Here is a 20,305-nt window from a genome sequence, read left to right as displayed (position 1 = left end):
GTCAGTTCGCCTTCCTAGCGTCGTTCAGGGCCGTCCACACCCGCAGCGGGGTGGTCGGCATGTCCAGGTGCGCCACGCCGAGGTGGGCGAGCGCGTCCACCACCGCGTTGTGCACCGCGGGCGTCGACCCGATGGTCGCCGCCTCGCCGATCCCCTTGACCCCCAGCAGGTTCCGGGTCGTCGGCGTCTCCATGTCCACCAGTTCGAAATCGGGCAGCTCGGGCGCGGTGACGAACGAGTAGTCGGCCAGCGTCGCCGTCGTCGGGTTGCCGTCCGCGTCGTAGCTCATCACCTCGAGCAGCGCCTGCGCGATGCCCTGGCCGAGCCCGCCGTGCCGCTGGCCGCGGAAGGTCAGCGGGTTCACGATCGGGCCCGCGTCGTCGAGCGCGACCAGCCGGCGGACCTCGACCTTGCCGGTCTCGGTGTCGACCTCGACGACCGCGAGGTGCGCGCCGAACGGGAACGTCGGCGCGCCGTCGCCGAACCAGACGTCCGCGGTGAACCCGTCGGCCTCGGCGGCGACGCGCGCCCAGTCGAGCGTCGTGCTGGACGGCGCGCCGCGGACCTGCCACACGCCGCGTTCGGCGTCCAGCTCCAGGTCGTCCGGCGCGGCTTCGAGCAGTTCGGCCGCGACCTGGCGGGCCTGCGCCACGACCTCCTCGGCCGCCTGCCGGATCGCCGAACCGCCGAGCTGCAGCGACCGCGAACCGAACGTGCCGATCGCGCGCGGGACCTCGTCGGTGTCGCCGTGCCGGACGGTGATCTTGTCCAGCGGCACGCCCAGCTGGTCCGACAGCAGCATCCCCAGCGACGTCCCGAGCCCCTGCCCGTGCGGGGAACTGCCGGTCCACGCGGTGACCGAACCGTCCGGGTGCACGTCGACCCGGCCGCTCTCGCCCGACGCGTCGCCGCCGGTGATCTCCACGTACGCGGCGATGCCGAGCCCCAGCGCCACCGGATCCCCGGCGGCCCGGCGCTTCTGCTGTTCCTCCCGCAGCTGCGCGTATCCCGCCGCGTCGAGCACCTTGTCGAGCGCCGCGGCGTACTCGCCGGTGTCGTAGGAGCCGCCAGTCGGTGTCTGGTAAGGGAATTCCTCGGGACGGATGAAGTTGACCCGCCGCACGTCGGCCGGGTCCATGCCGATTTCCGCGGCGAACAGGTCGATCGCGCGCTCGACCGCCGCCGTCGCTTCCGGACGGCCCGCGCCGCGGTAGGCCGCGATCGGCGTGGTCGTGGTGACCACGCCGCGGCTGCGCGTCTGCACGACCGGGAACCGGTAGACGCCCGGGGCCATCATCTCGGTGAGCGCCGGCAGGAACAGCGCCCGCGGGTACGCACCGGTGTCCTGGAGGACGTCGAGCCGGTACGCCAGCACGGTTCCGTCGCGTTTGCCGCCGATGGTGACGGTGTTGCGCTGCGCGCGGCCGTGCGTCATCGAGGTGAGGTTCTCGCTGCGCGATTCGGCCCACCGCACCGCGCGTCCGGCCTGCTTGGCCGCCCAGGCGAGCAGCACCGCTTCCGGATCCGCGCCGATCTTCGCGCCGAACCCGCCGCCGACGTCCGGCGTGATCACGCGCACCAGGTCCTCGCCGACGCCGAGCCCGCCGGCCACCATGCTCCGGCCGATCTGCGCGTTCTGCGTGGACAGCCACAGCGTGACCCGCCCGTCCTCGCCCCACGCGACCGCCGCCCCGCGCGGCTCGACCGGGGCCGGGGCCACGCGCTGGTTGAGGATTTCCTCGGTGACGACGACTTCGCAGCCCTCGAACGCCGAATCGTCGAACTCCTCCGGGCCGTTCGTGTGGACCACGTTGGTGCCGTGGTCCGGGAACACCAGCGTCTCGTCGGCGAGCGCGGTGTCGAAGTCCGCGACCGCGTCCAGCGGGTCGTAGTCCACATCGACCAGTTCGGCGGCGTCGGCGAGCTGGTACCGCTCCTCGGTGAGCACCAGCGCGACCGCCTCGCCGACGTACCGCACGACGTCCTTCGCCAGGTACGGCTCGGCGACGGGCCCGGCCTTGCCCGGTCCGAGATCGAGATCGGCCGCGGTGTAGACCCCGACCACGCCCGGTGCGGTGCGTGCTTCCTCGACGTCGATGCCGACGATCCGCGCGTGCGCGATCGGGCTGCGCACGAAGACCGCGTGCACGGCGCCGTCCAGCGCTTCTTCCTTGAGGTCGTCGACGTACGTTCCGCCCGCGGTGATCAGCTTCTCGTCTTCGACGCGCACCACCCGGGTGCCGACAATGCTCATCTGTCCTCCTGCTCGGGTACCCCGCCGACTATGCCCGCATGTGCCGCCCCGCGTCAGCCCGAACGGGTCTGCCACGCCGAAACCGCGGTGCGGGAGAGTCTGCGGCGGCGTGGCGGAAGATAGCGCACGGGCCGGACCGGGTCGGCGGCTGAGGCAGTTCGGTGATCACCGGGGCGCGGCAAGCGACTTCCGCGTCACCGCGGGTCCGCCGCTGGGAGTCGCTCCTCGAACCAGGTCCGGAGCGACTTCAGCGTGCCCGCGATGTTCTGACCGGCGAGGTGCTCCAAATAGGCTCTGCGCAGCGGGAGCTGGCCGCGCAGTTCACTGTCCTCAGGAGGCAGGAACTGCTCCCCTGCCCAACGGACCTCTGCGAACGTGGTGAAGATGCCGCTCTTGCCAGGCCGCAACGGGAAGCGCATCGCACCAGCCACCTCCGTGAAATCGACCAGCTGGTGGATCGACCGGTTCACCGCATAGCGGGCCCCGGCCATATGCCCAGCGCTGTAGCCCGGCATGGTGTCGCGCCAATCGGACAGGCCCCGCACCCAAAACGAGCGCCTCCACGGCTCCGCCGTGAAGGAGGAGTCCCGCCTCCTCGCGGGTCAGCCCGTCCTCGAAACGTTTGCCGTCGAACGCAGCGAGATCTTCCCGCCACCGATCGTGTGCGCGCTGGAGCAGCCGGAGTGCTCTGGCGGCGGGGACGTAGTCAAACTCGATTGGCTGAGTCATTTCGGCACCCCTCCGTCTTGTCCCCGCAGTCGCGGCCGGACATCCGCCTGTTGCTCAGCCCGAGTAAGCCTGCCAACCCAGCACCACCGCCAAAGTAAGCCCGCCCAGTCCGATCGCGATGCGCAGCGGGGTCGCGGGCAGGTAGCGCACCAGGACCGAGCCCAGCCACGAACCCGCGACCGAGCCGAGGCACACCGCGATCGCCGCGGGCCAGAAGACCTTTCCGGTGAAGGCGAACACCAGCGCGGCGATCAGGTTCGCGGTGCCGGTCGCGATGTTCTTCGCCGCGTTCGTGCGGGCCAGCGACTGGCTCCACACCGTCGTCAGCAGCGCGAGCATCAGCACCCCGGCCGCGGCTCCGAAATAGCCGCCGTACACCCCGACCAGGAACGCGGCGATCCCGGTGAGCGGGCCGATTCCCCGGTGCTCGCTGTGCTCGGCCATGCGTCGCAGCCGCGGACCGGCCATCAGCACGACCGACGCGCCGCCGATCAGCCACGGCACGACGACGGTGAACGCGTCCGGCGAGCTGACCAGCAGCACCAGCCCGCCGCACGCCCCGCCTGCAGTGGTGATCAGGCACAACGGCAGCAGCCGGCGGCCTTGTCCCTTCAACTCCGGACGCGCGCCGACCGCCGCCCCGGCGGTCGTGCCCAGCATCGCGACGGTGTTGGTCATGTTGGCGACGACCGGCGGCAGTCCGGCGGCGAGCAGAGCCGGGTACGACACCAGCGACGCCAGGCCCGCGGTCGCGCCGGTCAGCCCGGCACCGACCCCGGCCAGCACGAGGAGCAGGAATCCGCCGGGGCCAGTGATCACGTTGTCATCTCAACATGCCGTCTCCAGGCGCCCGCCAGCCGGGCCGACGCGCATCGGCGCGATGTATAGGGCGTTATACGACATTGTCCGAAACCGGACGGGATCGGCCGGGAGGGTTGCCCGGTCGCCCGGCCGCCGCAGAGAATCCGCGCTGACAAGGTTGTCAACGGTTCGGGAGGACGCGGGATGGACGGGTTCACCCGGCGGCAGGCGCTCGGTTTCGCGGGCGCCGGAGCCGTGGTCCTCCTGGCCTCGGGAACAGCGCGAGCGGCGTCCCGGCCCGCTCCGGATCCCGTCGCCGCGACCTACCTGCGGGTCCTGCTCCGGCACACCCGCTGGGCCGAGCAGCAGTTCGACCGCGCCGCCGGGATCTACCCGGCTCGCGACTTCACCTTCGCGGTCGTCCTCGGCAACGCGCTCCTGCTGACCCGCGACGGCTACGACCCGGCCGTCGCCGGAGTCGACCGCGAAACTCTCCGCGCGCACACCCTCGCCACCATCAAGCACTTCGCCGCGTCGAACCGGCTCACCGGCGGCACCGAGTGGGGCCGGAAACTGTTCTTCGACACCACCTTCCAGTCCTACTTCCAGCTCGCCGCGCGTCTCTTGTGGACAGAGCTCGACGCGGCGACGCAACGGAACGTCGAGCGCATCGCCACCGAACAGGCCGCCTACACGGCCGGCCTCGGCACCGGCAACGACCCCGCCTCCGGCGACTGGACGCCCAACGGCCTGCGCGGCGGCTACGTCGGCGACACCAAGCTGGAAGAGATGGGCGTCTACGCGCAGTCGCTCGCCCCCGCGCTCGCCTGGGCGCCGGACGATCCGCGCGCCCCCGAATGGCGCGCGGCTTTCGGTTCTTGGAGCCGCAACGAAGGCGGCCTGCCCGCGGCGGATCTGGCGAACCCCCGGCTCGTCGACGGAAAGCCGGTCAGCGCCAACACCGCGACCAACCTGTACGACACGTTCCTCGTCGAGAACCACGGCTCGTTCGGCCCGCACTACCAGGAAGAACTCTGGCGCACGTCCGGCCGCAACGCGATGCACTTCCTCACTGCCGGAGTCCCGCTGCCCGAGGTGCTCACCGCGCAGCCGAACGGCGAACTGCTGTGGCGCACCATGCTCCTGATGACCAGCGACGCGGGCGAACCGCTGATGCCGATGGTCGCCGACCGCGAACACCTCTACGGCCGGGACGTCATCCCGCTGGCTTTCCGCGCGCAGGTCCTCGGCGACCGGCACGCCGCCTACGCCGAGGCCCAGCTGGCCGCGCGGCTGGAGCCGTACCAGGCGTACCCGCCGGTCGACCGGATCACGAAGTTCTCCGGCGAACCCAAGTACGAACCGGAGGCCCGCGCCGAACTCGCCATCAGCTACCTGCTGCACGAATGGCGCGCCGGGCACGGCGGCCCGGTCAACGCGGTACGCAAGGACGAATTCGACGCCCACGCCGCTCGCGCCGCCGATTTCGGGACCGGGCCGGGTCTCCTGGCGCAGCGCTCCCCCGCCGCATGGGCCGCGACCGTCACCAAACCCGGCTTCGTGAAATTCGCCTGGCAGCCGAACCACGACGACTGGCTGTTCGTTCTCGGCGGCGCCAACCCGATGCTGCTGCCCGCCACGAACATCGCTGTGCGCGAACGCCACGCCACGACATACCGCAAGGTCCGCGACGGATTCGACGGCACTCTCGGCGTGCTGCGGTTCGACACCGGGTACGCCGCACTCGCCACCCTCCCCACCGGCGCCGCGGTCTACGCCAGCACCGGCGTCGTGTCGGACGAAGGCGTGCTCAACGTCTACAACCTAGCCATGCCAGGCGTTCCCGGCCTCGACGGCGACCGCACCTACACCGCCGCCGAGGGCTCGGTGACGCTCCCCGCACAGTCCGGGCCGACCGGCGCGCGCGCCGACGACCTGACCTTCCCGCCAGTGACGGCGCGGCATGTGCGGATGCTCGGCGTGCAGCCGGATCCGCAGTACGGCTATTCGCTTTGGTCATTCGAAGTCCACGACGGCGACGGCCCTGATCTCGCCCTGGCCGGAACCCCGTCCGCGTCGTCGGCCGCGCCCGGCAAGGAGGCCAAGTACGCCACCGACGGCAATTCGGCTACGCGATGGGCAGTGTCTACATCGGACCGTCCACGCGCGGACAGCTGGCTTGCCGTCGATCTCGGTGCGGCACAACGGGTTGACCGGGTCCGGCTGAGCTGGGAGGCCGCAGCCGGGCGGAAGTACCGGATCGAAACATCGCCCGACGGCGTCGCCTGGACGCCTGTCGCGACCTATCCGAAGCCCGCACTGCACAGCACCGGCGGCTGGCTCGACATCGACGGCCGGGCCGGAATCGTCGTCACCAGCCCGAATCCGCTCACTGTCACAAACGACCACGTCACGCTGTCCGCCGGTGCGCCCGCGCCGCTGCTGGCCGAGCTGTACCCCGGCCGCGCGGACCTGCCGAAGCTCGCCCGCCGCGCTCGCGCCACCGCCTCCGGAGTCCACGCGAGCGTCACGGACGATTTCCTGGTGCTGGCCAACCTTTCCGCCCGCGCCGCGACCGGAACCGCTTCCCTGCCCCAGGATCGCACCGCCCTGCTCCTCTACCGCGGCACGCAAAAGGTCACCGCGTCCGGCAGTTCGTTCAGCTACGAACTGGCTCCCGCCGAAGGCCGGATCGAACCGCCCCGATTCACCGTGCGCGGCAGGTCCGGCAGCGCCGTCCCGCCCGGCCTGACCGCGGTAGTGCACGACGCCAGCCGAGTCGACCTGACCGCGCCGCCCGGGCTGCTCCCGGCGGTGATGACCGTGACCCCGACCGGCGGCCGTCCGCGCACCGTCACGCTGCCGCCGCGCCGCACCGTGCCGGTCGTCTTCGCCGAGATCCGGCCGTACCCGCTGAACGACCGCGCGCTCGGGGCCGTGACCTTCCCCGCCGAACCGCTGCCGCCCGGGATGACCAGCCCAGACGCCGCTGTCGACGACAACCCGGCGACAGCCTGGCAACCCGGCTCTGGCGGCCGGATGGTGGTGGACCTAGCCGCACCGCTGCAGATCGCGACCGTCGAACTCGCCTGGACCGCGGGACGGGTGCCTGCCACCGTGGTCGAGACCAGCACCGACGGCCTCGCCTACGCCGAAGCTGCCCGCCCGGACCGAAAACGCACCGCCTCCGTCGCGCTCGCCCAGCCAGTGCGCTACCTGGCCCTCCGCACCCTCGACTGGCGACGCGGCGACGCCGGCCTCACCCGGATCTCCGCCCTCACACCGCCGAACTAGCCGGCCAGTCCTCGAACGGCAACGCGAGCGTGTGCCCGGTCTGCTCGGCTTTCGCGCGCAGGTACCGGACGTTGTTCTCGTTCGCGAAAACCCCGGTGCGGACCCGTTCTCGCACGTCGATGCCGTGGCGCGCCAGCTGAGCCGCCTTGTCCGGGTTGTTCGACAGCAGATCGAGCTGCTGAACGCCGAACAGGCTGAGCATTTGCGCGGCCGCGGTGTAGTCGCGGGCGTCTTCCGGCAGGCCGAGCGCGGAATTCGCCGCGTAGGTGTCCAGTCCCGAATCCTGCAGCGCGTACGCGTCGAGCTTGTTGTACAGCCCGATCCCGCGACCCTCCTGGCGCAAGTAGAGCAGGTACCCGCCCGCCTCGGAAATCCGCGCGACCGACTCCGCCAGCTGCGGGCCGCAATCGCAGCGCGCGGATCCGAAGACGTCGCCGGTGAGGCATTCCGAATGCAGCCGCACCAACGGCACCGGACCGGGTTTCCCCAGCACGAAGGCAAGATGCTCGAGCCCGTCGGACAGCCCGGTGAACGTGACCGCCTCGGACTCGACCGCGGGCCCTTCGCCGAACCGCAACGGGATCCGTACTCGCGTGCGCACCTGCGGGACTGTCGTCATCGGGCAACTCCTCTCCCCTCGGTGACTCCGACCCTACTCAGAACCACCGACAGAAACGCGGTCCCGGACTGCGGCCAAGGTCACGTCGGCTCGCGGGCATGGCCGGACGCCGGGAATTGTTCGCCGCCGATCCCGCACGGCTCGTTCCCCGGATGGCTGGCTTCCGCCCGATGAGGTTTCTCAGCGGCGAGGGCAGCGCCGACGGCCGATGATCCGCATCGCTTCGCAGGCATCGCCCCCGCGAACCTGCCCCGCCCGCACCCCGACCGAGCTGTCCGTGAGGGGAACCCTCACGGAATCTGATTCCGTGAGGGTTCCCCTCACGGACCTCTGCGGCTCCCCCGCCCATCCGGGAGCGACATCGCCTGGTACGGGCGCGGGCGGCGGAAACTCCCGGTGTCCGGCGCCCGATCGCCCATCTGGGCCGCACCGGGATCGCGGCCGCGGCAAGCGTACTCCGCTCCGCCGGGCCGGACGACCGGCTAACTCCCCCACGTGGACGGCATCCACCCTTCCTCCCCCACCGGCGGCAGCTCGGGCGACAGCAACGCCAGGTCCGGCGGCACCAGCACCGCGGCCGAAACGAGCGCCGCCACCAGATCCTCGTCCGGCGAGCCCGGCCGGAACCGGAACCGCACCGAATCCAGCACCCCCGCCACTGTTTCCGAGGTCCATCCGCCGTCCGGATCCAGCGCGGACAACCGGCTCGCGGCCAGCGGGACCGGCACCGGGCGCGGCCGTTCCTCCCGCCGCAGGAACCCGCGCGCCACCATCGCGAGCACGAGCCGTTCGTCCGGCCGCAGCCGCCCGGCCGGGACCGGCGACGGCGTCCCGTCGGCGATCCGGATCTCCAGCACGTGCTCGCGGTCCCCCGAACCGCGCGCGTACACCGGGAGATAGCCGGGCGGCAGCGGAACCGGCGCGGCCCCGGCGAACACCAGCCGCGACCGCGGCAGCCGCAGCGGCACCTTGCCGGTCGCCCGCACCCACCACCGGCCCGCGTGCCGCTCCAGCACGCCGTGGCGGCGGCTGACCCGGCGGTCGTCCTCGCCGAGCGGCACCGTCACCTCGGCGGTGTTCCGCCCGAACGTGACCGGCCCCCGCGCCGCCGGCGGCACCAGGACTCCCCCCGCGCGTCCCAGCACCACCAGCGTGCCCGGCGGCGACGCGAACCCGAGCGCGAGGCTCGGGTGTCCCGCGGGCAGCGTCCGCATCGCCTCCCCTGCCACGGACACCCCCTGCGGAGCCGCTGCCGGACCCCGGTCGGCCGCGACGGCCCGCCGGGGGCGCGGGGCCGGATCCGCCGCGCACCGCGAGTCAAGCAGGCGGGGCCGGGACCCCTCCCGGATCATCGCCGGGTTCGAGCAAAGCCAGGTCCGGCGGGACCAGCGAGGTCGACAGCAGGAGTTCCTTGATGAGGTTGTCGTTGAGCGCGTTCCCGACCGGTTCGCCGACCTCTTCCCTGGTCAGCCCGGCCACCCCGGCGCGGGCCAGCCGGGCGCGCACGGCGCCGACGAGATGCTCGACGCGCTTGCCGCTCCAGCGCCCCTCCGGTTTCAGCTCGGACAGCTGCGCCGCGACCTGCCGCCACGCGAGCGGCTGCGGGTACTGGTCCTGCAGCAGATACCGCTGCGCGAGCGAGACGAGAACGAGCCGTTCGTCCGGCGTCAGCCGCCACATCCGCGGCGGTTCGGTGACGTCCTGCGGCCGCGAATCCGGACGGCGGCCGTCCGCGCCCGCGACGTACACCTCCAGCAGGTGCTCGCGCCCGGCCGAACCGCGCACGAACGCCGCGGTGTAGCCCTCGGCCAGCGGCACCGGTTCCTCCTCGGGGAACAGCAGCCGCGAACCGGGCAGCCGGATCGGCAGCTTCCCGGTGTTGTGGATCCACCAGGAATCCCGGCGGCGCACCAGGAAGCCCTGCTGCCGGCTGACCTTCCGGTCGTCCTCGCCGACGCACACGTGCACGTCGTCGCGGTTGCGCCCGAACAGGACCTGCCTGCCGTCGCGCGGCGGCATCCGCACGCCGCCGGTCACCGCGAGCGCGAAGATCGTGCCCGGCGGCGAGGGCGGGACGCCGTGCGCGAGGCTGCCGTGGTCCGGGCCCAGCTCTTCCGGCGGGCCGCCGGGAAACGCGGTCATGTCTTCGGCAGCTTTCCGGCCAGCGAACCGGCCAATGTGGACACCGGCGCGCACAGCCGCTCCGAGGGCGGTTTTCCGTGCACCACGACCCGAAGGCGTTCCACCCTCGGGTCCCCGTGCGCGTCGGTGTAGAAACGGTAGACGAGGACCGCCTGGCAGGTGTCCGTCGCGAACTCGTCGGTCTTGAGATACGCGTCGTGCCCGCCGACCTGCACGAGCTGGCCGGTCGTGCTGTCCGGCGGCTGGTCCCGGTCGAACATGACGGTGACCGAGCGGTCGCTCGCCGGGCTCTTCCAGTCGCACCACCAGCCGCCGAAGCCGCGTTCGATCTGGACCGGGGCGGCGACCCCGGCCGTTGCGGAGATCCCGATCGAGTCCAGCAGCGAGCACGCGTCCACGTACGCCAGCGAACCCGCCGGGAACGCCGTCGCGCGCGGCGGAACCCCAGCCGCGGCCATGGCTTTCGTCGCCGAAGCGACCGCGGTGTCAGCGGCCCGGCAGAGGTCGAGGTGGTACCCGTCGTCCTGCTTGGCCGTCACCTTCACCGCGAACCGGTCCTGCAGCTGGATCGTCCGCTCGCACTGGTCCGGCGACGACGCGGCGAAAACCGCGAACGGCCCGGACTTCGACTGCGTGCCCTCGATCGCGGAACCCGGCGGGTCTTCCAGCTCGACCAGGACGTCCGCTTGGAGGTCGCCGCGGTGCAGGAGCACGTCGCAGCGGTTGAAGTTCCCGTAGTCGGGAACCACTTCCGCATCGCCGAACGGCTTCAGCGGCGCGGGATCGACCAGCCGGCACGGGTCGGCGGCCCGCGGGTCGGGACCGATTCCGAGCTTCGGCTGCGCCGCCGGCGGAGTCGCCTCGGTCTTGGCCGGGCGCGTCACGAAATACGTGGCGACCACGACCGCCACCGCCGCGGCCGCCACTCCGGCGAGCAGCAGCCCGCGCCGGGTGCGCCGCCGTTTCGGCACGTCGACCGGCAGCGCGTCGATTCCCTCCGCGAGCAGTTCCCCCGCCGACACCGCGGTCGGGCGTTCGGCGGGGTCGCGCCGCATCAGCAGTTCCAGCGCCGGCGCGAGACCGTCCGCGTGCCGCGCCCGCGGGACCGCGCCCTCGGCGACCCGGCGGATGGTGGCGTACTCGTTGCCGCCGGAGAACGGCGGCGCGCCCTCGACGGCGGCGAAAAGCGTTGCCCCCAAGGAAAAAATGTCCGAGGCCGCGGTGGGCGGATGCCCTTGCGCGACCTCCGGGGCGAGGTAGTCCGGCGTGCCGCCGATGAGCGGCGAATCGGTGACCGTCTCGTCCGTGCGGACCGAACGGGAGATGCCGAAATCGGTGAGCTTCGCGCGGCCGTCGGCGGCGATCAGGACGTTGCCCGGCTTGACGTCGCGGTGCACGATGCCGTGCGCGTGCACCGCGCCGAGCGCCGCCGCGATCTGCACGCCGATCTCGGCGACCGTGCGCGCGGGCAGTCTTCCTTCCGCGGCGAGGATTTCCGCGAGGCTGCGCGCCGGGACGTACTCCATCACCAGCCACAGCTCGTCCCCGTCGGCGGCGACGTCGAAGAAGGTGACCACGTTCGGGTGCAGCACCCCGGCCGCCAGCCGGGCCTCGCGGCGCAGCGTCCGCCCGCTCACCACGTCGGACAGCCGCGCCTGCTTGAGCGCCACCTCCCGGCCGAGCCGGTCGTCGCGCGCCCGCCAGACGACGCCCATGCCGCCGCTGCCGACGCGCTCCAGCAGCCGGTACCGGTCCGCGATGAGCTGGTCCCCGTGCACCGACGCTCCCCTCGGCGTGGTCCGACCCCTGTGAGGTAACTCGCAGTAACGATACTGCATCACGCGCGTTCGCCGGAAGCGGCCCGGGGACCCCTCCCGCCGCCCGGCCCTATCTTCGCCGCGTCCCCCGTCCGAGCGAAGAAGAGGAGACCCATGCGCACCCTCGTCCTGGCCGTCACCGCGGTGCTGGCCGCGGCTTTCGCCCCGTCCGCGCACGCCGGTTCCCGGCTGCACATCACCGCGGGCGGCACACCGGACCACCCGCGCGTCTATTCCGGCGGCGGAAGGTCCGTCCCCGGCATCGACGTCGACGCCGACTGGGTCGTCGTCGACGGATTCACCCTCGAAAGACCGTCCGCGCCCGGCGTCGAAATCCGCGGCAATCACGTGACGCTGAAGAACACCAGAATCACCGCCCCGCAAGGCGGAGACGGCGACGGCATCCGGTTCTTCGGCGACTACATCGCCATCGAGCACAACACGATCAGCCAGACCTCGAACCGCGACGGCGCGCACGCCGACTGCATGCAGACCTTCTCCAGCGACAGCCCGCCGAGCAATCACGTCCAGATCGAAGGAAACCGCTGCGAGAAAATCGACAACATGTGCCTGATGGCGGAAGGCCCGAACGACGGCGAAGGCGACGGAAAAGGCCACACCACGGATTTCCTGATCAAGGACAATTTCTGCGAAACGCTCGTGGCGTCGCAGACGCTGATGTTCGAGGACGTCCAGCAGGCCACCATCACCGGCAACACCTTCGCGGCGGGCCCGGACCACGCGATCGGCTTGGCCATCCACTCCACCGGAGCCCACGTCGAAGGCAACCGCGTGGACCCGTCGATCCCGTGCGAGGTCGGCATCGACGATTCGTCACGGGAGGGCTACACCGGACCGGAGCCCGCTTGCGCTCCGTGACCTTTGTGGACGGTCCGGCCGACCGCGCACCGTGACCGGAACCGCCGGATTCCGCGCGGAGTTCGGGCAGTCGGGTGAATCGAGGGTGACGCGGTTCACCAGGGCACGGGGCGGGTACTTCCTCCGGGACGGCACGCGGGCCGCCGAAGGAGACTCCATGCTCAGTCACCACGAACGCGTCGAGCTGGACAAGATCGAGCGCTGGTTCGAAACCAGCGACCCGGAGCTGGCCGCCGCCCTGCGCCGCGGCAAACCGGCCCGCTCAGCCGCGCTGCTGACCGCGTTCGCGATCCTGCTGGACGTCGCCGCGTGCGGTCTCCTGGTCGCCGGGATCGCCGCGTCGAGCCCGGCGCTGACCGTCTGTGCCCTCTTCGCCGCGGCGGGCGGGGTCGCGGCGCACGTCGCGCGCTGCCGCGGGTGACTTCGCCCGATCGGCCCGGAGAAGTCCGTGAGGGCCACCCTCCGGGCATCTGATTCCCCCAGGGTTCCCCTCACGTACTTCCCGCGCGGACACCACGCGACCAACCGGCCCGGCACCTCCGGATGCGCCGCCGGGCCCGCGCACCGCACACTGGTCCAGTGTCCGATTGGGTGCTGCACGTCGACCTCGACCAGTTCATCGCCGCCGTCGAGGTCGCGCGGCGGCCGGAGCTGCGCGGGCGGCCGGTGATCGTCGGCGGGAACGGCGATCCGGCCGAGCGCGCCGTCGTGGCGACCGCGTCATACAAGGCGCGCGAGTTCGGCGTCGACTCCGGCATGCCGCTGCGGCTGGCCGTCAAACGCTGCCCGGACGCCGTCCTCCTCCCCGTCGACGCCCCGGCGTACCAGGAGGTCTCCGACCGCGTCATGGCCCGGCTGCGGGAGTTCCCGGTGGTCGTCGAGGTGCTCGGCTGGGACGAAGCCTTCCTCGGCGCGACCGCCGACGATCCCGAAGCGCTCGCCGCCGAAATCCGGCGCGGCATAGAGGAGGAAACCGGGCTTTCGTCCTCGGTCGGAATCGGCGACAACAAGCTCCGCGCCAAACTCGCCACCGGGTTCGCGAAACCGGCCGGAATCTACCGGCTCACCCAGGAAAACTGGTGGGATGTCATGGCGGAACGGCCCACTGACGCGTTATGGGGAATCGGCCGGAAAACCGCGAAGAAACTCGCCGAAGCCGGGTATTCCACCGTGCTCGCCCTCGCCGCCGCCGACCCCGACGCGCTCGCCGCGCGGTTCGGGCCGAAGCTTGGTCCGTGGTACCGGCTGCTGGCCGGCGGCATCGGCGACGCCGAGGTGAGCGCGACCCCGTACGTCGCGCGTTCCCGAAGCAGGGAAACGACATTCCAGCAAGACCTCACCGACCCCGACGCCATCGCCAGGGAGACCGCGAGCCTGGCCGGGCGCGTCGCGCAGGACGTCGCCGACGAGGGACGTCCCGCGGCGCGCGGCGCGGTCAAGGTGCGGTTCGCGCCGTTCCTCACCCACACCCACAGCGTGACGCTGCCCGCACCGTCGTCGGATCCGGCGGTGCTCGCCGCGGCGGCGCAAGACCTGTTGGGCCGCTTCGCTTTCGGCAAACCGGTGCGGCTGCTCGGCGTCCGCGCCGAATTCCCGCGCGCTTGACAGGCCCCGACCGGGCTTGCCAAGGTGGGAACCGACGCGCCCGCCGGGGCGCGGCTCCGGGCCGAGAGGCGCTGCGACGGGGTTTCCCCGCCACGCTCGGCCCGCGGGACTTCGAGAGAAGGGCGCCTCCTGGTTCAGGAGGTGTCGCGTGCCACTGGTTGTTCCGGTCGCCTCAGCGCCGTCGCGCGAGGTGGGCCGTGTGGTCGGCGACCATGTCGACCGTCTCCGGCAGGACCTGCCGGATCCGCGAGAAAACCTGCTCTCGCACCGAATCCGGCAGCACCCGGTACACCGAAACCGTGGAAAACAGCCCGATCAGCTCATCCGCGCTGAACGTCATCCGTTCCTGGACGACGACCTGCCGGACGTCGGCGAACAACTCGGACTGCTCGAGTTCCGTGCCCGGCCACTGCAGTGCGTTCTCCGGCGGCGTGCCGTCCGGCGACGGGACCTCAGCGCTCTCCAGGAACGGGGCCTGAGCGTCGTCGACCGCTTTCCGCACAACGGGATCCGCCGGCCCGATCGGCCCGCCGATCGACGCGAACACCCCGCCCGGCGCGAGCAGGGCGGCGATGCGCGGCCACCGCCCGGCCGGGTCCGTCCAGTGCAGTGCCGCGGCCGAGTACACCAGCCCGTACCGCCGGTCCGGCCGCAGGTCCTCCAGCGCGCCGCGGCGGGTCTCGACGTCGGCGGGCAGGTGCTTGCGCAGTTCGGCGAGCATCGCCGGATCCGGATCGGTCGCGGTGACCGCGATCCCCCGTCCCGCGAACAACCGGGTCGCTTTCCCTGTCCCCGCCCCGATTTCGAGGGCGCCGGCGACCGGCGCACCCGCGTAGTCCAGCACCTTTTCGGCTAACTCGGCGGGATATCCCGGGCGGTACCGCTCGTACGCCTCCGCCACTGCCCCAAAACTCAACGCGCGCTCTGCCATGCCCGCCATTCTCGCCTGATCCGCACCGCGCGCGCCTCCCTTTTCCGGGCACCGGCACGGCGCCCGTGCTCCGCTATGCCCGAAAACCCCTGAAAGGAACGGAAAAATGTCGCCCACCCTGCGTACCGTCGACGCCTTGGAGTTCGCGGTCGCCGACCTGTCGCTCGCCGCGGCGGGACGCATCCAGCTCGACCTCGCCGAGCACGAAATGCCCGGCCTGATGGCGCTGCGCCGCGAGTTCGCGGACGCCCAGCCGCTCAAGGGCGCGCGCATCGCGGGCTCGCTGCACATGACTGTGCAGACCGCGGTGCTGATCGAAACGCTCGTCGCGCTCGGCGCCGAGGTGCGCTGGGTGTCCTGCAACATCTTCTCCACCCAGGACGAGGCGGCCGCGGCGGTCGTCGTCGGTCCGAACGGCACGCCGGAGCGTCCCGAGGGCACCGCGGTTTTCGCGTGGAAGGGCGAGACCCTCGACGAATACTGGTGGTGCACCGACCAGCTGTTCCGTTTTCCCGGCGGCGAACTGCCGAACATGATCCTGGACGACGGCGGCGACGCGACCCTGCTCGTCCACAAGGGAGCCGAGTTCGAGAAAGCCGGCGCGGTGCCCGCCGCGCACGAGGACGACCCGGAGGACTACCGGATCCTGCTGCGCACCCTCGCGGCCAGCCTCGCCGAGGACCCGCAGCGGTTCACCCGGATCGCCGGCGCGATGCGCGGGGTCACCGAGGAGACCACGGCGGGCGTGAACCGGCTGTACCAGCTCGCGGCTACCGGCGAACTGCTGTTCCCGGCGATGAACGTCAACGACTCGGTCACGAAGTCGAAGTTCGACAACAGGTACGGAATCCGCCATTCGCTCCCGGACGGCCTCAACCGCGGCACGGACGTGATGATCGGCGGGAAGTACGCCGTCGTGTGCGGGTACGGCGACGTCGGCAAGGGCGCGGCGGAGGCGCTGCGCGGACAGGGCGCGCGCGTCGTGGTGACCGAGATCGACCCGATCTGCGCGCTGCAGGCCGCGATGGACGGGCTCGACGTGGTCGAACTCGACGACGTCGTGGAGCGCGCCGACATTTTCCTCACCACCACCGGCAACTTCGGGATCATCTCCGCCGCGCAGATGGGGCGGATGAAGCACCAGGCGATCGTGGCGAACGTCGGCCACTTCGACAACGAGATCGACATGGCCGGGCTGGCGAAGGTCCCGGGCATCGTCAAGACCGAGGTCAAACCGCAGGTGCACACGTGGCGGTTCCCGGACGGGCACGCGATCATCGTGCTGTCCGAGGGCAGGCTGATGAACCTCGGCAACGCGACCGGGCACCCGTCGTTCGTGATGTCCGCGTCGTTCGCGAACCAGGTGCTCGCGCAGATCGAACTGTTCGCCAAGCCCGGCGAGTACGCGAACGACGTGTACCGGCTGCCGAAGCACCTGGACGAGAAGGTCGCGCGGCTGCACCTGGACGCGCTCGGCGTCCGGCTGACCAAGCTGAGCAAGGAACAGGCGGAGTACATCGGCGTCGACGTGGACGGACCGTACAAACTGGACCATTACCGCTACTGACCGCGCCGCCGGCCTCGCCGGGGAAAAAGGGGTCCTCCGGCTCCGAGGGGGAGGGAGAGCCGAAGGACCCCCGGTAGTGTTAGCACATCGCCAAGCAGCTTGTACACGGCAAGCTACCCGATCGGGTAAAGCCGCCCCGGCCGCGCAGCGTGGCGGCCGGGGCCCCGGCGACGGTCAGGAAGCCTGCCGCAGCAGGGATTTCTCCGCTCCGGTGCAGGCGCACCCCGCGTCGAGGGTGTGACAGTCGATGATCAGGCCGTGCCGGACCCGGTCCAGGTCGAGGCAGGACGGATCGGTGCACTCGCTGAACCCGCGGTCCGGGTGGACCACCAGGGTGCCGTGACAGTGGTCGATGCCGCTCGTGCAGAACGCGCACTCCATGCTCAGCCGCCTTCCGCTCAGGTATTCGGGTCCCCGGCCCCGTTGCTCCGGGGCCGGACTCCTCCTTGGTACCACTGGAAATCTCGCCGTCGCAGGATACCCGGCGGCGTGTCGGCGCCCCGGTCCGGTGAAGTCCGCCGCAGTCGCTCACCCGGCGTGACGATCGGCATTTTCCGGACGGCAGCAGTGAAATTTCACTGTTCCGCGGCACGGAACATCCGGCGGCGGACTCAGGCGCTCTTCGGCCGCCGGGCCCGCGACGCCGGTTTCTTCGCCGCCGCCTTGCCGTCGCCGGCCGCCTTCTTCGTCTCCTTGGCGGGCCCGCGGGTCTTCTTCGCCGCCGACACGCTCGCCTCCAGCGCCGCCATCAGGTCGACGACCTCGGCCTTCTCCCCCTGCTTCGGCGCGCCGACCGTCTCGCCGCCGCCCGCCTTCGCCTCGATCATCGCCTCGAGCGCTTCGCGGTAGGAGTCCGAGTACTTCTCCGGTTCGAACACCGGCTCCGACAGCGAGTCGATCAGCGACCCCGCCATCGTCACCTCCTGCGGGCGGACCTGCGGCGGATCCTCGTGCAGGAACGGGAAATCCGGAACCCGGACCTCGTCGGCCCACAGCATCGTGGTCATCACGAGCACGTCGTCCACGACGCGCAGCAGCGCCAGGCTCTCCCGCTGGCGCACGGCGACCTTCGCGATCGCCACGTGGCTCGCCTTCTGCAGCGCGTCGCGCAGCACGACGTACGGCTTCACCGCGTTCTTCTGCGGCTCCAGATAGTAGGTGCGGTCGAACCGGATCGGGTCGATCGACTCCAGCGGCACGAACTCGAGCACGTCGATCGAACGCTGGGTGGGCAGCGGCAGCTCGGCGAGGTCGGCGTCGGTGATCACGACCATCTCGCCGTCGGGCAGCTCGTAGCCCTTGGCGATGTCGGAGTAGGGCACCTCCTCGCCGTCGATCGAGCAGAACCGCTTGTACTGGATCCGCCCGCCGTCGGCGACGTGCACCTGGCGCAGCGACACGTTCTTGTTCTCGGTCGCCGCGTACAGCTGGATCGGGATGCTGACCAGCCCGAAGGACACCGAGCCCTTCCACATCGACCGCATGCCGCGCACCTCCGCCGTCCGCCGGTACGTATTCACGCTCGGTGACCACCGTAGCCGCGATCGTCCGAATCCGACAGTCCGCGCAGGTCCGGGCCCCTACGCACAGGCGCCGCGCGTGCGCAGCCACTCACCGGCGGCGGTCTCCGGGTCCTGCGTCGGGAAGTCGGGCGCGATCGGGACCGCCCCGTAGACCCGCCCGGTCCGGTCTACGTCGGCCACGCTCGTGACGAGCAGTTTCGCCCCGTCTGCCAGGTCGAAGACTTCGTTGCCAGTGGCGTATCCCGCGGTGGGGCCGCCGAACGTCGCGGCCCGGGCGAGCCCGCGGAAGGCGATCAGCGTCGCTTCGCCCGAACTCGCGGTGACACGCGACGTCAGCACCGCGACCTGCGGTGCCGGGCGGCTCAGCCGGACCGGATTGACCTCTTCCGTGCCCGGGTGCTCGCCCGACCAGGATCGCCCGTCCCGGACGGACCAGAACTTCGGAGCCAGCCCCGGCCCGGCGAACGAGCCCGCGACGCCGTCCCCCAGCAACGGGGCCAGCACGGTCAGCATCGGCCACATGGTGCCGCCGGTGTCGTCGCGGAGATCGACGATCCATCCGCACGTCGCCTGCGCTTCGACCGCCCGCAGCGCCGCTGCCCCGGCCTGGATGTACCGGCGCTCGCCCGCCGGGTCGGCGATGAGGCCGGGAATCGTCAGCATCGCGACGCCGTTCTCGACCCGGCTCGACGGCACCGCGATCGTCGTCGCGAGCGGTGCCTTCGCTTGCGCGGGGCTGAGCAGTTTCGTGTGCTGATTGCCCAGTTCGGAGATCACCGTCTGGATCGCCGGATAGGTCTCGGAGAAGGTCGAAGCCCCTTCCGCGGCACGCAACGCCTCGGCCTCCACGCGCGGCCAGTCCACCCGGTCCCGGTCCATCGAGTGCGTCCGCAGCAGGTTCAGCGCGCCGAGAAGATACGTCCGCGGCGTCGGCGCCGACGACTGAGCCGCGACCAGTCCGGTGCCGAGCAGCACCAGCACGACGGCCGCGGCCAGCGCTCTTCTCAAGCCGGAGTGCCCGGGAAATGCGGGTTTTCGATCACCCCGACCAGGTTCCCGTCCGGCGCGCGCACCAGTGCGGTGCGGATCCCGCCGCCGAAATCGGTCACCGCTGAGTGTTCGGCCGCGCCCTCCTCGATCAGCTTCGCCACGGCGGCTTCCACGTCGGGCACTGCCCAGTACGTCACCGGACCGTCGCCGTTTTCCGCGCGGCCGTTCGGATCGAGGGCCAGCTCGTAGCCGTGGACGCTGTACCCGACGTAGAACGGCTCGTCGAAATACGGCGACACCCCGAGCACCCGCGTCCACCACTCCTTGGCCGCGGCCAGATCGGCGGCGGGATACACGACCGTGCGCAGTCCCTCGAACATGTGTTCATCCTGGCACAGCGAGAACGCCGTCCCCGCACCTCGACCCACCCCCTGCGAGAACGCAACTTTTCGCGGTCCGCATAATTTTTCGCATCGCGCAACTTTCGCTGCTACTCTCGACCCGGTGACCACCACCGCACCCCTGGGCCTGCGCGAGCGCAAGAAACGAGCCGCGCGGAGGGCACTCGCCGAAGCCGCGCTCCGGATCGCGCTCGAGCGGGGCGTCGACCAGTTGCGGGTGGAGGACATCGCGAACGAGGTGGGCGTCTCCCCGCGCACCTTCAACAACTACTTTTCCAGCAAGGAGGAAGCTGTCTGCGCGTTCATCGTCGAACGGCAGGAGAACGTGCGCGAAGCGCTCCTGGCGAGGCCAGCCGACGAGCCGCTGTGGGACGCGGTCGTCAACGCCTCGATCACCCGGTTCAACGAGGACGACCGCCCGAAACGCGAGCAAGTGCGGCGGGTCCGCGCGCTGATGGAAAACGGCGCGCTGTTCGCCGAGATGCTGCGCGCGTTCGCCACCGTCGAGCGGGTGCTGGCCGACGCCATAGCCGAGCGGGCCGGCGAGCACGCAAATCCGTTGCACGCCCGGCTGATGGCGAGCATTGTGCAGAACGCTTCGCGCATCGCCTTCGAAACCTGGCTCAATTCGGACTACTCCGACGAAGAGTTCGTATCGGCCTTCACCGGCCTCCTGCGGGAGGCAGCCGCCGGGATGCCGGCACTCGCCGCGCCCGCCGCGGCCCGCTAGACCCGAACCGACGCCATTCACTT

General features: G+C 71.2%; 18 protein-coding genes and 1 riboswitch. Of the genes, 6 read left to right on the top strand and 12 right to left on the bottom strand.

The annotated features are described in order from the left end of the window. Nucleotide 1: 1 nt before the first annotated feature. The 3 genes from EIZ44_RS00275 to EIZ44_RS00265 form a co-directional block, all read right to left on the bottom strand. Entirely contained in the window at nucleotides 2-2,254 is a 2,253-nt protein-coding gene (locus EIZ44_RS00275) for a xanthine dehydrogenase family protein molybdopterin-binding subunit (protein WP_134661782.1), read from the bottom strand. Nucleotides 2,255-2,448: 194 nt separating this feature from the next. Further along, nucleotides 2,449-2,799: a hypothetical protein gene (locus EIZ44_RS00270; protein ID WP_134661783.1), complete on the bottom strand. Its 351-nt coding sequence runs from the start codon at nucleotides 2,797-2,799 to the stop codon at nucleotides 2,449-2,451. Nucleotides 2,800-3,037: 238 nt separating this feature from the next. After that, complete coding sequence (locus EIZ44_RS00265; RefSeq protein WP_134727332.1) at nucleotides 3,038-3,802, bottom strand: sulfite exporter TauE/SafE family protein; 765 nt, start codon at nucleotides 3,800-3,802, stop codon at nucleotides 3,038-3,040. A 186-nt stretch (nucleotides 3,803-3,988) separates the two neighbouring features. Here EIZ44_RS00265 and EIZ44_RS00260 point away from each other — a divergent pair, with 186 nt between their 5' ends. After that, nucleotides 3,989-7,078, top strand: a complete 3,090-nt coding sequence (locus tag EIZ44_RS00260; RefSeq protein WP_134661785.1) for a discoidin domain-containing protein — start codon at nucleotides 3,989-3,991, stop codon at nucleotides 7,076-7,078. Here EIZ44_RS00260 and EIZ44_RS00255 read toward each other — a convergent pair. From EIZ44_RS00255 to EIZ44_RS00240, 4 genes are all read right to left on the bottom strand, one after another. Next, nucleotides 7,062-7,697, bottom strand: a complete 636-nt coding sequence (locus tag EIZ44_RS00255; RefSeq protein ID WP_134661786.1) for a GTP cyclohydrolase II — start codon at nucleotides 7,695-7,697, stop codon at nucleotides 7,062-7,064. The genes EIZ44_RS00260 and EIZ44_RS00255 overlap by 17 nt on opposite strands. A 482-nt stretch (nucleotides 7,698-8,179) precedes the next feature. Then, nucleotides 8,180-8,926 (bottom strand): FHA domain-containing protein, encoded by a 747-nt coding sequence (locus EIZ44_RS00250; RefSeq protein WP_134661787.1) that lies wholly within the window; start codon nucleotides 8,924-8,926, stop codon nucleotides 8,180-8,182. 88 nt (nucleotides 8,927-9,014) lie between these two features. Further along, complete coding sequence (locus EIZ44_RS00245) at nucleotides 9,015-9,839, bottom strand: FHA domain-containing protein (protein WP_134661788.1); 825 nt, start codon at nucleotides 9,837-9,839, stop codon at nucleotides 9,015-9,017. Then, nucleotides 9,836-11,617 (bottom strand): serine/threonine-protein kinase, encoded by a 1,782-nt coding sequence (locus tag EIZ44_RS00240; protein ID WP_167753921.1) that lies wholly within the window; start codon nucleotides 11,615-11,617, stop codon nucleotides 9,836-9,838. The genes EIZ44_RS00245 and EIZ44_RS00240 overlap by 4 nt, the downstream gene beginning before the upstream one ends. A gap of 153 nt (nucleotides 11,618-11,770) precedes the next feature. Between EIZ44_RS00240 and EIZ44_RS00235 the strand changes: the two genes are divergently transcribed. The 3 genes from EIZ44_RS00235 (at nucleotide 11,771) to EIZ44_RS00225 (ending at nucleotide 14,140) form a co-directional block, all read left to right on the top strand. Next, nucleotides 11,771-12,535, top strand: a complete 765-nt coding sequence (locus EIZ44_RS00235; RefSeq protein WP_134661790.1) for a right-handed parallel beta-helix repeat-containing protein — start codon at nucleotides 11,771-11,773, stop codon at nucleotides 12,533-12,535. A 157-nt stretch (nucleotides 12,536-12,692) separates the two neighbouring features. Next, complete coding sequence (locus EIZ44_RS00230) at nucleotides 12,693-12,956, top strand: DUF3040 domain-containing protein (protein ID WP_037811598.1); 264 nt, start codon at nucleotides 12,693-12,695, stop codon at nucleotides 12,954-12,956. Nucleotides 12,957-13,078: 122 nt separating this feature from the next. Next, on the top strand, nucleotides 13,079-14,140 hold the full coding sequence (locus EIZ44_RS00225) for a DNA polymerase IV (protein ID WP_134727330.1): 1,062 nt from the start codon (nucleotides 13,079-13,081) through the stop codon (nucleotides 14,138-14,140). A 57-nt stretch (nucleotides 14,141-14,197) separates the two neighbouring features. Beyond that, nucleotides 14,198-14,275: riboswitch (S-adenosyl-L-homocysteine riboswitch) on the top strand. Between the two features lie 37 nt (nucleotides 14,276-14,312). Here EIZ44_RS00225 and EIZ44_RS00220 read toward each other — a convergent pair. After that, entirely contained in the window at nucleotides 14,313-15,071 is a 759-nt protein-coding gene (locus tag EIZ44_RS00220) for a class I SAM-dependent methyltransferase (RefSeq protein WP_134727329.1), read from the bottom strand. A gap of 106 nt (nucleotides 15,072-15,177) precedes the next feature. Here EIZ44_RS00220 and ahcY point away from each other — a divergent pair, with 106 nt between their 5' ends. Continuing rightward, nucleotides 15,178-16,638, top strand: a complete 1,461-nt coding sequence (gene ahcY, locus EIZ44_RS00215; RefSeq protein ID WP_134727328.1) for an adenosylhomocysteinase — start codon at nucleotides 15,178-15,180, stop codon at nucleotides 16,636-16,638. 174 nt (nucleotides 16,639-16,812) lie between these two features. Here ahcY and EIZ44_RS00210 read toward each other — a convergent pair whose 3' ends face one another. From EIZ44_RS00210 to EIZ44_RS00195, 4 genes are all read right to left on the bottom strand, one after another. Then, nucleotides 16,813-17,019, bottom strand: coding sequence for a hypothetical protein (locus EIZ44_RS00210; RefSeq protein WP_037811335.1), 207 nt, complete (start codon nucleotides 17,017-17,019; stop codon nucleotides 16,813-16,815). Nucleotides 17,020-17,249: 230 nt separating this feature from the next. Continuing rightward, nucleotides 17,250-18,122 carry a non-homologous end joining protein Ku gene (gene ku / locus EIZ44_RS00205; RefSeq protein ID WP_037811333.1) on the bottom strand — a complete coding sequence of 291 codons (873 nt, stop codon included), beginning with the start codon at nucleotides 18,120-18,122 and terminating at the stop codon, nucleotides 17,250-17,252. A 96-nt stretch (nucleotides 18,123-18,218) separates the two neighbouring features. After that, entirely contained in the window at nucleotides 18,219-19,169 is a 951-nt protein-coding gene (locus tag EIZ44_RS00200) for a S41 family peptidase (RefSeq protein ID WP_134727327.1), read from the bottom strand. Beyond that, on the bottom strand, nucleotides 19,166-19,531 hold the full coding sequence (locus EIZ44_RS00195; RefSeq protein WP_134727326.1) for a VOC family protein: 366 nt from the start codon (nucleotides 19,529-19,531) through the stop codon (nucleotides 19,166-19,168). The genes EIZ44_RS00200 and EIZ44_RS00195 overlap by 4 nt, the downstream gene beginning before the upstream one ends. 124 nt (nucleotides 19,532-19,655) lie before the next feature. Between EIZ44_RS00195 and EIZ44_RS00190 the strand changes: the two genes are divergently transcribed. Beyond that, the gene (locus EIZ44_RS00190; RefSeq protein WP_037811329.1) at nucleotides 19,656-20,282 is read left to right on the top strand and encodes a TetR/AcrR family transcriptional regulator; all 627 of its coding nucleotides are present in this window, start codon (nucleotides 19,656-19,658) and stop codon (nucleotides 20,280-20,282) included. The last annotated feature ends 23 nt before the right edge of the window (nucleotides 20,283-20,305 follow it).

Origin of the sequence: Amycolatopsis nivea, assembly GCF_004522235.1 — a bacterium.
Taxonomy (GTDB): Bacteria; Actinomycetota; Actinomycetes; order Mycobacteriales; family Pseudonocardiaceae; genus Amycolatopsis; species Amycolatopsis nivea.
Note: the sequence above shows the minus strand (reverse complement) of the source record. Positions and strands in the feature narration are given on the sequence as shown.